This is a genomic window from Simiaoa sp. (genome assembly GCF_051972595.1).
Taxonomy (GTDB): Bacteria; Bacillota; Clostridia; order Lachnospirales; family Lachnospiraceae; genus Acetatifactor; species Acetatifactor hominis.
Genome location: NZ_JBOKRY010000002.1, coordinates 1 through 14,491 on the forward strand (window position 1 = coordinate 1; position 14,491 = coordinate 14,491).

Genomic DNA, 14,491 nt, shown 5'->3' on the forward strand with positions numbered 1-14,491 from the left:
TACTGTTTTACAGAAGCTGACCGCTGGGATGTGACTTTCCAAGGACGAAAAAAAGCACCTCTTAGATTAACTCTAAGAAGTGCTCTTACTTCATTGCCCAAACCTGTGCCCTTTCACCTGAAATTCGTCATGCTTCATAACGATTCATCATTCTCCCAAATTTTGTTGTCAAATTGTTGTCAAATGCGGTCTGACATCATGGTTTTAGACATTTTATATTTAATTTTAGTACAGCTTTGCACCAGCCGGGATGTGGTTATCAACCATCAGAAGATGGAGCTTTTCTTCTCCCTCTTCCTCATGGATTGCACTGAGGAGCATTCCACAGGATTCAATTCCCATCATGGCTCTCGGTGGCAGGTTAGTGATTGCAATTAAGGTCTTTCCAACCAGCTCTTCCGGCTCGTAATAAGCGTGAATACCGCTTAAAATCGTACGATCTGTGCCTGTTCCATCATCCAGAGTGAACTGTAACAGCTTCTTGGATTTCTTAACAGCTTCACACGCTTTAACCTTTACAGCTCTGAAATCTGACTTGCTGAAAGTATCGAAATCAACAAATTCCTCAAATAAAGGCTCTACCTTTACCTTGGAGAAGTCGATAACTTCTTCCTTCTCAGGTGCTGCTGTGGAAGTGCTGTTTTCTGACTTCGCAGACTTCTTGTCAGCGTCCAGGGACTTCATTGTCGGGAAGAGCAGAACATCACGGATCGCAGGAGAGTTGGTCAGCAGCATTACCAGACGGTCGATACCGTAACCGATACCTCCGGTAGGAGGCATACCGATCTCCAGTGCGTTCATGAAATCTTCATCGGTCGTATTGGCTTCCTCATCACCTGCTGCCAGTGCAGCTTCCTGCGCCTTGAAACGCTCTCTCTGGTCGATGGGGTCATTTAACTCGGAATAAGCATTACACATTTCACGTCCGTAGATGAACAGCTCGAAACGCTCTACATAATCAGGCTTGTCCGGCTTTCTCTTGGTCAGAGGAGAGATCTCTACCGGATGATCCATGATGAATACGGGCTGGATCAGATGCTCTTCTACGAACTCCTCGAAGAACAGGTTCAGGATATCGCCCTTGGCATGACGCTCTTCGTAGTGCACACCCTTCTCGTCTGCCAGCTTCTTCGCTGCAGCGGTATCGGGAATCTGGTCGAAGTCAACGCCTGCGTATTTCTTGACAGCATCTACCATGGTCAGTCTCTCGAAAGGCTTGCCCAGGTCGATGGTCTCTTCTGCATAAGGGATCACGGTAGTACCGCATACTTCCTGTGCCACATAGCGGAACATGTTCTCAGTCAGATCCATCATTCCGTAATAGTCGGTGTATGCCTGGTACAGCTCCATCAGTGTAAATTCCGGATTGTGTCTGGTGTCCAGACCTTCGTTACGGAATACACGGCCGATCTCGAAGACACGCTCCATGCCGCCGACGATCAGTCTCTTCAGGTACAGCTCCAGGGAGATACGCAGCTTCACGTCCTCATCCAGCGCATTGTAATGGGTCTCGAAAGGTCTTGCTGCGGCACCGCCGGCATTGGATACCAGCATGGGCGTCTCTACTTCCAGGAAGCCCTGTCCGTCCAAATAACGGCGGATGGCACTGATGATCTTAGAACGCTTTACGAAAGTATCCTTAACATCCTGATTCATGATCAGGTCGGTATAACGCTGACGATAACGGATATCGGTATTGGTCAGGCCATGGAACTTCTCAGGCAGGATCTGTAAGCTCTTGGACAGCAGTATTACCTGGGACGCATGTACGGAGATCTCGCCGGTCTTGGTCTTGAAGACTTCGCCTTCGATACCTACGATATCGCCCACATCATACTTTTTGAAATCCGCATAGGACTCTTCTCCGATGCTGTCTCTTGCCACATATACCTGAATGTTGCCGGGCAGATCCTGTACATTACAGAAGGATGCCTTACCCATGACACGTTTGGACATTACACGTCCGGCGATACGGACGGTCTTGCCTTCCAGTTCTTCGAAATTATTCTTGATATCGGTGCTGTGATGGGTCACATCATATTTGGTGATCTGAAAAGGATCCTTGCCTGCCTGCTGCAGGTTAGCCAGCTTCTCGCGCTTTACCTTAAGCAGCTGATGAATATCCTGCTCCTGTACATTTGTGTTCTGTGTATCTGCCACTTTTTTCCACTCCTTACTCTGTCTTACTTACTCAACGTTACTTCTCTGGATCTCCAGAATCTTATATGAGAATACACCTGCGGGTGTCTCTACTTCAACGGTATCGCCGACCTTATGGCCGATCAGTGCCTTACCTACGGGGCTCTCGTTGGAGATCTTGCCCTTTAAGCTGTTGGCCTCGGTGGAACCTACGATCTTGTAATCCAGCTCTTCGCTGTATTCGATATCCAGGATCTTGACCTGGCAACCGATGTTGATCTTGTCCAGATCTACTTCATCCTCGACTACGACTTCTGCGTTCTTCAGGATTTTTTCCAGCTCTTCGATACGGGCTTCGATGTCTCTCTGCTCATCCTTCGCTGCATCGTACTCAGCGTTCTCGGACAGGTCTCCCTGCTCTCTTGCTTCCTTGATCTTCTGGGCAACTTCCTGACGTTTTACCACTTTCAGATCATGTAACTCATCCTCATATTTTCTGAGGCCTTCGTAGGTCAAAATGTTTTTCTTTTCCTGCATGATACCGCACCTTCCTGTTTTCTATATTTTGTGCTGCCGACACTCCCGGCAGCATAACTGCCTAATCAACCGGGTTATTATACCCATTTTTATTGATGGTGTCAAGGTATTCCAAGGCTTTTCGCGGGTCTTTCCACTCTTTTTTCATGGAAAAATAACGGATCTGCGGACATCCGTACGCGACACGGCGTTCCTTTTCCTCCGATGCCGGAAAATCCAGCCAGACACTGCCCGCTGCCAGCCCGCCGCCATAGACTTTGTCGCTGTCGCAAAAATCCAGCACCAGGCAGGGGGCTGTCGCCTCCAGCCGCACCCTGTCGTAATCTGCTGCTTCCGCTAGCAGACGGATCTCCGGGATCAGCCCGTATTCGTCTTCCAACTCCCAGGTAAGTCTCTCCTCGTCCTCCCGTAATTCCCGCGCCGTGAGGTACCACTTCATGCTTTGAAGTTCCTGTGCATATTCGAGAATGACATACGGCAGAAAAGGATTGTGCCCCAGCACGATCAGATCCCGCCACAGGGGCTCACCTTTTGCCTTTTCCCCATAGGCAAGCAGATGTTCCAACCATTCCTGCTGCAGATATTCCCGAAATTCCCTTCCGTAATAAAAAGACAGGGGTTCACGGCACACAATGTATGTGTGGTCCGGATCCTCTGTCAGTTCCCGCAATTGTTCCCGGAGTATTTGCTCCGTCTGTTTCTGCTCCGTGCCATCCGCTAACGTCACTGCCGCCCTGACCAGACGGTAATCCCGGAATAGATATTCCGTCCGGCGAACAGTCACCGCCTCCGTAGTTTCCTGCGTTTTTGCAGTTTTCCACAGTGCCCGGAATATTTTTAAAAGTTTTCCCCGGGATGCTTTTCCCTTCTGCACAGGCTGTGACTTACATACCGCTGCCTGTGCCCTCTGTTCCACGGTTTGTCTCACCGGATAGAGATACAAAATAGTGTCCATGCTACAGTGTATGCAGCCGGCCCGATTATATGCACAGTGCTGCATCACACAAAGCCATATTCTATACAGGCCTCCGCAGACACTGCTGTACACCGGGCTCCCGGCACTACTCTTCATCCGGGAATATGTCATACACGCCCCGGATCAGTTCGTCCATTTTCTCCATGGTGTTGATGGTCTGACGAAAATGGGCGGAATGGGGCATTCCCACGGTATACCAGGACAGATGCTTGCGCATCTCCCGGACGCCGGTATATTCGCCCTTGTATTCCAGCTGCAATGCCGCATGGCGCAGGATCAGCTCCCGCTTCTCTCTGTTCGTGGGGCGTGCCGGGATCGTGCCGTCTGTAAGGTACGAGACCACTTCCCGAAAGATCCAGGGATTGCCCTCCGCCGCCCGGCCGATCATGACGCCGTCACAGCCGGTCTGATCCATAATGGCTTTCGCTTTCTCGGGGCTGTCCACATCGCCGTTACCGATGACAGGGATCTTCACCGCATCCTTCACCTGTGCGATGATGTCCCAGTCTGCCTGTCCACTGTAATACTGGGCTCTGGTCCGTCCGTGCACCGCTACCGCTGCCACACCACAGGCTTCCGCGATCTTCGCGATCTCCACGGCATTGACATGGTCATCATCAAAACCTTTCCGGATCTTCACGGTCACCGGCTTGTCGATGGCTCTGACTAACGCCGTCAGGATCTGCTCCGCCAGCTTCGGATCCTTCATCAGTGCGGAGCCCTCGCCGTTATTCACTACCTTCGGTACCGGGCATCCCATGTTCAGATCCAGAATGGAAAAAGGGCGCTCCTCGATGCGTTTTGCCATCTCCGCAAGAATCTGCGGATCAGAGCCGAACAGCTGCAAGGAAGCAGGCACCTCGTCGGGATGGATCTCCATAAGGCTGTCGGTATTTTTATTGTTATAATAGATTGCCTTGGCACTCACCATCTCCATGCACACCAGTGCTGCTCCCATTTCTCTGCAGAGCAGACGAAATGGCAGGTCGGATACGCCTGCCATGGGTGCCAGGATGATGGGATTATCCAGGGTCACATTGCCAATCTGTAATTTCTTCATAATTTCTCCGTGATCCGGTATCCTATATTTTATTTATAGATTCTTTTACGTATCCTGTTTGCGGATCTTGTCTGCGGATACTACTTCCGGTTCTTGTCGTAGATGATCCGCAGTCCATCCAGCGTCAGAGAGCTGTCATAGATATCAATGCTGTCGGTCTCGTCTGCGATGGCACGTCCCAATCCCCCGGTGGCTACCACCTTCAGATTGTCAAGACCGCTCTCTTCCTTTACCTTGCGAATGATGTATTCCGTCTGTCCGATCTGACCATACATCAGACCGGCCTGCATACTGGTAATGGTCTCCTGTGCCAGAATGGTCTTCGGCTTGCGGATCTCGATATTTGGCAGCTTCGCCGTCTCTTTCCATAAGGCTTCAGAACTGATGCGGATGCCGGGAGCAGTGATACCTGCGGTAAATCTTCCATCCTCCGTGATCAGGTCATACGTGGTTGCTGTACCGAAATCCAGTACCAGCACCGGTCCGCCGTATTTCACATATGCTGCCACCGCATCGACGATACGGTCCGCGCCGATACCTCTGGGATCCTCCGTAGCCACCTTAATACCGCTTTTGACTCCGGGGCCTACGATGAGAGGCTTCGTATGCAGATAGCGGATGACAGAACTGGTCAGGGAATGCATCACATCCGGCACGACGCTGGCGATGATGGCTCCCTCGATATCCGAGGTCTCAATTCCGTTATTTTTCAACAGCTGTGTGATCATGATCCCATATTCATCGGAAGTTCTGGGAGTCTTTGTCATGATCCGGAAAGTAGCTGCCAGTTTTTCCCCCAGGAAGACACCCATGGTCATATTGGTATTGCCCACATCTATGACAAATATCATTCGCCGTCCTCCTCATCCAACAGTGCCGAGACATCCTCTTTTTTGATAAATACACGGTAGTACAGACTTAAGGATTCAAAAAGCTCCTGTCTGCTGCGGCGGATCTCAGCGATCAAAAGTCCGGAAGAAATCTCATCGTAATAGATGTCATCGTCATCCGCGTTGGTCTCCATGACTACGTTGCCGTCCTCTTCAAAAGCAATGGTGAACACGCCACCCACTTCCTCTGTGAACAGCACACAGATCACATGCAGCTCCTGCTTGATGGAGTCCGGGATCATCTTGAATTGTTCTTCGTTAAAATAATATTTTTTCTCATAGGCGTTGGCGCCACAGAGTACAACTTTGTTCTCGTCCATAATTCTCTATCCTGTTTTTTATTCTCAATCTGTTTCTGATCCAGTCAGGGCTTCTTGCTTTGCTCCCTCAGGCACTACACGTAGCCATAGATTCCGCGGACGGATACCTCACCGGCATAGACTTCCTCTACTGTGCCGTCCTGTCTCTCTACGATAAGCTCGCCCTGGTCGTTGATACCTCTGGCAATGCCACGGTATTCTCCCTTGGGATCCAGTACACAGACCTCTCTGTCCTGGTTCAGGAGAAGCTTGGCATAGGAGTCTCTGAGCCCTTTCAGGTCATGGGTCTGTAAGAAGATGTCGTAATCCTCCTCAAAAGCTTCCATGATGTCCGCGATCAGCTGGCTGCGGGAAATACAAAATCCACACTGTTCATCAATGGCTGCTGCCCGCTCCCTGATCTCCTCCGAGAATTCCTGCCTGCGCACATTGATGCCCACACCGATGACGATGTGATGGATATAACCCTGCTCCATGCTCATCTCTGTGAGGATGCCGCAGACCTTTTTTCCATCCACGACGATATCATTGGGCCATTTGATACCGACCTTCGCAGCTGCCTCCCTGCTGTCACGGCCAAGTGTCTGCCGGATGCCCTTTGCCACCGCCAGTGCCATGACTAACGTTAACATGGGTGCGCAGTCCGCAGTAAAATCCGGCTTTAATAGTAACGTGTAGTAGATATTCGTCGCCGCAGGGCTCTCCCAGCCGCGGCCTCTTCTGCCACGTCCGGCAGTCTGCTGATCCGCTACGACTAACAGTCCGTTCTCCGCGCCTTGTTCCGCTTCCTGCTTTGCGCGGATATTGGTGGAATCAATACTGTCAAAAAACAGCAAAGGATGTCCCACCCATTTCGTCTTCAGTCTGCTCTGAATATCCGCCTGGTTATAGACTTCCTGTGCCTGTTCCACCAGCCGATAGCCGCGGTTCTGTACCGCTTCAATGACATAACCTTCCTTTTTCAGTTGTCCGATGGCTTTCCATACCGCAGTTCTCGATACGCCGAACTGCTCACAGAGCTCCTGTCCGGAGACATACACCCCGGACTCCGGTGCTCCTGCTGCCACCTGCTCCTTTTTTTCCCGAAGGAGCTCTAATATCTTTGCTTTCATACTCATAAAGTTGCCGCCATCACTGCCTTGATTGTATGCATACGATTCTCAGCCTCTTCAAATACCAGAGACTGACTGGATTCAAATACTTCATCTGTTACTTCCATCTCGGTAATACCGAATCTCTCACCCATCTGGGCGCCGATCTTGGTCTTGAGATCATGGAAGGCGGGGAGACAGTGCATGAAGATTGCCTGCTTGCCGGCATTGTCCATGACTGCTTTGTTCACCTGATAAGGAGACAGCTCCTTAATACGCTCGGTCCATACTTCGTCGGGCTCACCCATGGATACCCAGACATCTGTGTAGATCACATCCACATCCCCTGTTCCGGCCTTAACATCCTCAGTCAGTGTGATGCTTCCACCGGTCTGTGCGGCGATTGCTTCACATTCTGCCACCAGTTCTTTTGCCGGGAAATATTTTGCAGTGGTACATGCGGTAAAATGCATACCCATCTTCGCGCAGGCTACCATCAGAGAGTTGCCCATGTTGTAACGGGCATCTCCCATGTAGGTCATGCGGATCCCCTTCAGGTGTCCGAAATGCTCACGGATGGTCAGAAGATCTGCCAGCATCTGTGTGGGATGGAACTCATTGGTCAATCCGTTCCATACAGGAACCTTGGAGTATTTTGCCAGTTCCTCTACAATATCCTGTCCAAAGCCACGGTATTCGATACCTTCGAACATACCTGCCAGTACTCTGGCGGTATCGGCGATGCTTTCTTTTTTACCGATCTGGGATCCGGTGGGATCCAGATAAGTGGTACCCATTCCCAGATCATGCGCTGCCACTTCAAAAGCACATCTGGTACGTGTACTGGTCTTCTCGAAGATCAGAGCCACATTTTTGCCTCGGAGAGTATCTACGGGGATTCCCTTTTTCTTTTTATCTTTCAGGTCTGCTGCCAGATCCAGCAGATATTCGATCTCTTCCGGTGTAAAATCCAGTAACTTTAAAAAATCGCGTCCCTTTAAATCCATAATACTCCTCTTTTCCGAGGCTTCTGACCTCTGCATTTTTAGCTATATGTAATCAATATACTTCATTATTCGGCGTTTTTCAACCCCTCGCAGCATGCACTTTATGCTACGTTTTCTGATCTTTAGAGCAAAAAAGGATCCCTACCGGCACTCCGGAAGAGATCCTCTTTGATCTGTCTGACTCTATTCGGTATGACTTTTATTCTGCTTTTTTGCCGGCTGCTGCCTTGAAGGTCTCTGCTACGCTGGCAATACCCTGCAGTTCTGCGGGAAGCAGGATCGTGGTAGCCTGACCGTCTGCCACTTTTTCAAAAGCTTCCAGACTCTTTAACTTAAGGACTGCTTCGTCTGCGCCTGCTTCTCTTAGCATCTTGATACCATCGGCATTTGCCTGCTGCACCTTCAGGATGGCTTCGGCTTCACCTTCTGCCTCACGGATCATTTTCTCTTTCTCAGCTTCCGCACGAAGGATGGCTGCCTGCTTATCTGCCTCTGCACGGAGGATTGCAGACTCCTTGGCACCTTCTGCCTCCAGGATCTTCGCCTTCTTCTCACCTTCGGCACGGGTTACGGCTTCACGTCTCTCACGCTCTGCCTTCATCTGCTTCTCCATGGCATTCTGGATCTCTGCGGGAGGAATGATGTTCTTCAGCTCTACACGGTTGACCTTAATACCCCAGGGATCGGTGGCGATATCCAGTGCTGCACGCATCTTGGTATTGATGGTCTCACGGGATGTCAGTGTCTGATCCAGCTCCAGGTCACCGATGATGTTACGCAGGGTGGTGGCAGTCAGATTCTCGATTGCCATCATAGGATTCTCTACGCCGTAGGTGAACAGCTTGGGATCGGTGATCTGATAGAAGACTACGGTATCGATCCGCATGGTTACGTTATCCTTGGTGATCACAGGCTGGGGCGGGAAATCCGCTACCTGCTCCTTTAAGTTGACTTTTCTGGCAACCTTGTCGACGAACGGGATCTTCAAATTAAATCCTACATTCCAGGTAGCCTGATAAGCACCCAGACGCTCGATGACATAGGCCTGTGCCTGAGGAACGATCTTGATACAGGATACGAAGATCCATAATACTAAAACGACAATAATGATCAATGCTAACATTTTTCCTCCTTCTGCGTACGTTTATGTACGCTGCGTATCCCTTGTACGCGCTTTTCCCTCATGTATTGGTTCTACACGATTCTTACGACTGCGGTCCCGATAGGTTTTCCGTCACTTTTGCCATCTGGGGATCCACTTTGACGATCAGCTTGACTCCGCTGACTGCCACAATGTCCACCACGGTCCCGGGCTGTAAATTCATCCCGTCTGCTTCGGTTCTGGCACTCCACTCCTGACCGCCTACCGTTACCTGTCCTATGCCCTGCAGATTGTCGATCTCACTGGTCACGATGGCCTGCCTGCCGATCATGCTTTCCACGTTCGTCCTTACGCGGTCCTTGTTGAAATACCGGACAGCGACAGGTCTGGTGAAAAATAACAGCAGCAGAGATACTGCAAAAAATAACAGGATCTGTAACCAGACCGGTCCATGAAATGCGGCAACGATCACTGCCACCACTGCGCCTCCGGCGAACCATATGCTCGTCAGTCCCAGCGTAGCGACTTCCACACCGATCGATACGATCAACACCACAAGCCACAAGGTTACCATTTCACTCATGTAATCACTCCTTTGGTTTTGTAGTTGTATCCAGTGTACTACAAATATATGTGCGTGGCAACCGCTACTTTTGCACGATACTTATGGTTATTGTGCTGTCCTGGGATGTCTTTTTAGTCAAAAAGACGGCATCCCCTTTAGGACACCGCCTCTTTTGTATTCTTTTGAGTTTAATAGAATACATGATTACCGATCACGATTCCGTCACGGCCGTTGTTACGTCTGAAGTGTGTCAGATCTCCCACATTGGATACGCCGGAGATGGCTTCTTCCGCTGCCTTGATGCAGCTTGCGTTGATCTTGCCGGATTCGTATACGGTATTTACCTTACCGTTCAATGCCGGAGTGAACTGTCCGGATGCATAGATCACACCGTGGATACTGTTAGGATAAGCACCGCTTCGTACACGGTTCATAACCACAGCACCTACTGCCAGCTGTCCTTCGTAGCTTTCGCATCCTGCCTCGCACTGGATCAGTGCTGCCAACAGCTGTGTGGTATCCGCATCGGTGGTGTACTCACCGTAGTTCACATGGCGCTTAGCTTCACGCTCTGCGGCTTCTCTTGCCTTGATCTCCTCTAAGGTCTCACCGGAGTCGATTTGGAAATCCAGTGTTACATATTCGGCGGACACATAGCCGTCCGTACCTTCATAATCAATGCAGACCCATTCGGGATTGCTGCTGTCCACGACATCTACGATGTCACCCTTGGGAACCAGTCCCAATACTCCTGCATCCTGACTGGCTTCTGTTCTCACGCGGAGAGTCTCCGTATTGATCTGTGCGATCATTCGTCCCACATCATTTGCCAGTGCTTTGGCATCCTCACCGAACAGAAGGTATTCATTCTTCGCCCAACCGATCAGGGTTCCGGACTGGATCTTAGTCCATCCGTCCTTCTGCTCTAAGATTGTACCTCCACAGTCCTTGTATAACTTACCGACCTTGGAAGCATCCTCGCTGGCATCGCTTCGTACATTCACGGCATCTCTTACGTTTGCCATGACCAGTCCGGAACCGATCTCATCCTCAGAGGGAAATGTCAGATTCAATTCCTTTACTGTGGCATTGATCACCTCGGTACTGTTTTTGGAACCGGGATCTAAGATCGATGCGACACCACCGTTCAGATCATTGACATAGTTTTTGGTATTGCTTGCCTGTGCGGTCATGCTCATTTGCATGCTCAGGAAGATAGAACAGAGCAGTCCTGCACATACAGCCAGCATTCTTCTGCTTTTTGTCATCTTGATACACGCCTTTCCCACAGGAAAATTCCCCAGACGGGGTGGTATACCTGCGGCTCTACCAGTGAATAGTATATGATATATTTCTTAATATTTTCACCGGTTTGTTACAAAAATGTTAAATTTGTTACGCGGAATATCATAGCAGATGACAAAATTTTTGTCAAGTTATGGGGGGTTGGGCGCTATTTAGCCATGACAGCTCGGCTTGCGCCATCCGCAAAGTCGCGTTATCACGCTTTTCGTCACTGCGTGACTACCTTTGTTCATGAACCGGCGCTCAACTCATGAACATATTCGTTCACAAAATCATGTTAACATGATTTTTGCTCTCGACTCTGTTCATGGTCGAGCTGTCACTACATACATTTCGACTTCTCGATGCAGGCGTCCATGGCATCCATCACAGCGGCGCGCAGTCCCTTCTCCTCCAGCACCTTGACTGCCTGGATCGTGGTGCCTCCGGGAGAGCATACCATATCCTTCAGCTCGCCGGGATGTTTTCCGGTCTCCAATACCATTTTGGCGCTTCCGAGTACGGACTGTGCTGCGAATTCATAAGCCTGTTTTCTGGGCATTCCGGCTGCCACAGCCTCATCCGCCATAGCCTCGATGAACATGAATACATATGCGGGAGAGCTTCCGCTGACTCCCACGACCACATCCATCAGTCTCTCAGGCACGACACTGGCGATGCCGAAGGAACGAAGCAGGAAAAGCACCTGCTCTAAATCTTCTTCTGTGACATTCTCCCCGGCGCAGACACCGGTGCAGCCTTCCAGTACCAGGGCCGGCGTATTGGGCATGCAGCGGATCAGCTTAAGCTCCGGTCTGCCAAATGCATCCTTCAGATACTGTAGATTCCTGCCTGCTGCGATGCTGACGATCAGGGTATCAGCCTTCACAGCATCCTTAATCTCGGCGATCACTTCCGGGAAAAAGACAGGCTTTACGGCCAGGAACAGGACGTCCGCCTGCGCGGCTACCGTTTTGTTATCGGTCGATGTGTTAATATTAAATTTTGATTTGATTTTTTCTGCGGTTGCTTCTGTCTTAGAAGAACCGATGATGTCCTCCGGCTTTGCAATGCCTTTCTGCAGCATGCCGCCGATCATTGCCGTTGCCATATTTCCCAATCCGATAAATCCAATCTTCATAATACATTGTCCTCCTGTTCTGTTTTCCTACCTAAATATCATATAGCCCCGAACCGCTACTATGCCTACAGTTTTCGCTGTCTGTGCGCCTCATACATCAGAAGTGCCGCAGCGATCGAGGCATTAAGGGATTCCACCTTACCCTCCATGGGGATTTTGAGGTACTGCCCGGACTGGTCTGAGATCTCTTTTGTCAGCCCGTTTCCTTCATTGCCAATGAGGAATGCGGTGGGCTCCCGGAAGGAAAAGCTATCGTAATATTCCTTACCCTTCAGGTGGGCCGCATAAGTATGGATCCCTTTTTCATGCATCTGCGTAAGCACCGGGGATAACTCCGGCACATAGACAAACGGTACCCGGAATATGGAGCCCATGGTGGCACGGATGGTCTTGGGATTGAAGATATCCACGGTCTGACTATTCATGATAACACCCGTTATTCCAGCTCCTTCCCCAGTACGGATCATGGTTCCCAGGTTCCCGGGATCCTGTAAATTCTCCAAAATCAAAAATAAAGGCTCCGGCTGTTCCAGAAGCTGTGTCAGGTCATAGGAAGGCTGCTCCAACACGGTGAGGATACCCTGGGGAGTCTGGGTATCTGCCATTTTTGCAAATACTTCCGGGGATACGGTCTCATAGCCGGTCTGCTGAAGCTTATCCCAGAATGCAGTATCGCCGTTTTGGGCATTCTGCCGAAGCTTCTGCTCCAATTCTTCTGTGAGATAGACCTCTCTTACACTTTTTACCGGGGCTTCCTCACACATTCTGACGCCTTCCGCCAAAAATACGTGATCCTTACGCCGTTCCTTCGCCTTCGTCTGCCACTGCACGACCTGTTTTACTTTTGCATTGTTGCTGCTCGTGATCATATCTGTATGCTCCCTGCTCCTAAAGATCATAATAATATGGTTCTCCGTTCTGCGAACTCCTGAATCCATAACAAGCATGCGTAATCCGGGCTAATCGTCCTACTTACATATGTTTGTTTACTCATCTCATAGAGTGCATCCCCTGTCTGCAAGCAGTCGGGATGCATTCTATGGATGAATTTATTATAGTCAAAAAGGCGCTTCCACGCAATGGGAAACGCCTTTGTCTTCGTATCCGTTCAGACACTCTTATTCATGATGTCTGAACTGTTAAATTAAATGATGTCGGGGTCAAAAGCCCCCGACTTTGATGCCTACGGATTGTTCCGTGCTACGCACTCCCACGTCTCCGCTCCGCTTCGGTCCGTGCTAAACATGTGCCACTGGCACATAGCACCCTACCCAATATTCGCATATCGTGGGATTATCATCCCACTTTTATGCTCATATCGGGGCGGGTCCTAAGGTCTTTCACCCACTTATGAGCAAGCTCATGTGGGCTTAGACCTTTTGACCCTGGCATCATTAATTTAGATGGAAAGTAAATGAGATACCTCAAACTGATAATCGTTGATACCCTTCTCCATCTGCAGTGCATCCTCGATATCGAAATCGATGAATTCGCCGTGCTGATAACCAACGACACGATTGGTCTTGCCTTCCAGCATGATGTCTACTGCGTAAGCACCCATGATAGATGCATAGTAACGATCCTTCGCAGTAGGGCTTCCTCCACGCTGCATGTAACCTAAGATCGTAGCACGGGTCTCAATACCGGTAGCTGCCTCGATACGGCGTGCCATGGAAGTGGAATGTCCGATTCCCTCGGCATTGATGATGATGTGATGGGTCTTGCCATGCTTACGGTTGGTAATGATATTATTGATAATATTCTGTTCGTTGTAATCGTACTTTTCGGGAAGCAGGATATCCTCGGCACCGTTGGCAATACCGCACCACAGAGCGATATACCCGGCATTTCTGCCCATTACCTCGATGATACTGCATCTCTCGTGAGAGGAAGAGGTATCCTTAACCTTGTCGATTGCCTGCATTGCAGTGTTCACCGCGGTATCGAAGCCGATGGTGTACTCGGTACAGGCGATATCCAGGTCGATGGTTCCGGGAAGACCGATGGTATTAATGCCAAGTCTGGACAGAGCCTGCGCACCACGGTAGGAACCGTCACCGCCGATGACAACGATACCGTCGATACCATGCTTTCTGCAGATCTCAGCACCCTTCTTCTGTCCTTCCGCCTCCTTGAACTCCAGGCAACGTGCGGTTCCAAGAATGGTACCACCGCGCTGGATGATATCAGACACATCCTTGGCTTCCATATCTACGATCTCTTCATTCAAAAGACCCTGATAACCTTTTTTAATACCCTTAACCTTCAGTCCTCTTGCAATGGCTGTACGAACAACTGCACGGATAGCAGCGTTCATTCCCGGTGCATCACCGCCGCTGGTCAGTACGCCGATCGTCTTAATCTCTTTTGCCATGACTG

Annotated in this window: 14 protein-coding genes and 1 pseudogene; 1 reads left to right on the forward strand and 14 read right to left on the reverse strand. The window is 50.1% G+C overall.

Going from position 1 to position 14,491, the window contains the following annotated elements:
* Window positions 1-225 precede the first annotated feature (225 nt).
* The 13 genes from lysS to ACTRDR_RS00820 form a co-directional block, all read right to left on the reverse strand.
* Window positions 226-2,160, reverse strand: coding sequence for a lysine--tRNA ligase (lysS, locus tag ACTRDR_RS00760; protein WP_440525793.1), 1,935 nt, complete (start codon window positions 2,158-2,160; stop codon window positions 226-228).
* 27 nt (window positions 2,161-2,187) lie between these two features.
* Entirely contained in the window at window positions 2,188-2,676 is a 489-nt protein-coding gene (greA, locus tag ACTRDR_RS00765; protein WP_022154500.1) for a transcription elongation factor GreA, read from the reverse strand.
* Window positions 2,677-2,737: 61 nt separating this feature from the next.
* Window positions 2,738-3,592 (reverse strand): hypothetical protein, encoded by an 855-nt coding sequence (locus tag ACTRDR_RS00770; protein ID WP_440525794.1) that lies wholly within the window; start codon window positions 3,590-3,592, stop codon window positions 2,738-2,740.
* Window positions 3,593-3,737: 145 nt separating this feature from the next.
* Window positions 3,738-4,712 (reverse strand): tRNA dihydrouridine synthase DusB, encoded by a 975-nt coding sequence (gene dusB, locus ACTRDR_RS00775; RefSeq protein ID WP_440525795.1) that lies wholly within the window; start codon window positions 4,710-4,712, stop codon window positions 3,738-3,740.
* A gap of 80 nt (window positions 4,713-4,792) precedes the next feature.
* The gene (locus ACTRDR_RS00780; RefSeq protein WP_440525796.1) at window positions 4,793-5,563 is read right to left on the reverse strand and encodes a type III pantothenate kinase; all 771 of its coding nucleotides are present in this window, start codon (window positions 5,561-5,563) and stop codon (window positions 4,793-4,795) included.
* On the reverse strand, window positions 5,560-5,922 hold the full coding sequence (locus ACTRDR_RS00785; protein ID WP_176864813.1) for a DUF6145 family protein: 363 nt from the start codon (window positions 5,920-5,922) through the stop codon (window positions 5,560-5,562). The genes ACTRDR_RS00780 and ACTRDR_RS00785 overlap by 4 nt, the downstream gene beginning before the upstream one ends.
* A 74-nt stretch (window positions 5,923-5,996) precedes the next feature.
* Window positions 5,997-7,034, reverse strand: coding sequence for a biotin--[acetyl-CoA-carboxylase] ligase (locus tag ACTRDR_RS00790; protein ID WP_440525893.1), 1,038 nt, complete (start codon window positions 7,032-7,034; stop codon window positions 5,997-5,999).
* Window positions 7,035-7,036: 2 nt separating this feature from the next.
* Window positions 7,037-8,020, reverse strand: a complete 984-nt coding sequence (gene argF / locus ACTRDR_RS00795; protein WP_440525797.1) for an ornithine carbamoyltransferase — start codon at window positions 8,018-8,020, stop codon at window positions 7,037-7,039.
* Window positions 8,021-8,219: 199 nt separating this feature from the next.
* Window positions 8,220-9,143: an SPFH domain-containing protein gene (locus tag ACTRDR_RS00800; RefSeq protein ID WP_176864819.1), complete on the reverse strand. Its 924-nt coding sequence runs from the start codon at window positions 9,141-9,143 to the stop codon at window positions 8,220-8,222.
* A gap of 82 nt (window positions 9,144-9,225) precedes the next feature.
* On the reverse strand, window positions 9,226-9,705 hold the full coding sequence (locus tag ACTRDR_RS00805) for an NfeD family protein (RefSeq protein WP_440525798.1): 480 nt from the start codon (window positions 9,703-9,705) through the stop codon (window positions 9,226-9,228).
* 170 nt (window positions 9,706-9,875) lie between these two features.
* Window positions 9,876-10,955: a cell wall hydrolase gene (locus ACTRDR_RS00810; RefSeq protein WP_176865355.1), complete on the reverse strand. Its 1,080-nt coding sequence runs from the start codon at window positions 10,953-10,955 to the stop codon at window positions 9,876-9,878.
* 359 nt (window positions 10,956-11,314) lie between these two features.
* The gene (proC, locus tag ACTRDR_RS00815) at window positions 11,315-12,112 is read right to left on the reverse strand and encodes a pyrroline-5-carboxylate reductase (protein ID WP_440525799.1); all 798 of its coding nucleotides are present in this window, start codon (window positions 12,110-12,112) and stop codon (window positions 11,315-11,317) included.
* 65 nt (window positions 12,113-12,177) lie between these two features.
* Complete coding sequence (locus tag ACTRDR_RS00820) at window positions 12,178-12,981, reverse strand: RNA methyltransferase (protein WP_176865359.1); 804 nt, start codon at window positions 12,979-12,981, stop codon at window positions 12,178-12,180.
* 279 nt (window positions 12,982-13,260) lie between these two features.
* Here ACTRDR_RS00820 and ACTRDR_RS00825 point away from each other — a divergent pair.
* Window positions 13,261-13,486: pseudogene (locus ACTRDR_RS00825) on the forward strand (hypothetical protein).
* Window positions 13,487-13,511: 25 nt separating this feature from the next.
* Here the strand turns inward: ACTRDR_RS00825 and pfkA are convergent.
* Window positions 13,512-14,486, reverse strand: coding sequence for a 6-phosphofructokinase (pfkA, locus tag ACTRDR_RS00830; protein WP_176865362.1), 975 nt, complete (start codon window positions 14,484-14,486; stop codon window positions 13,512-13,514).
* Window positions 14,487-14,491 lie beyond the last annotated feature (5 nt).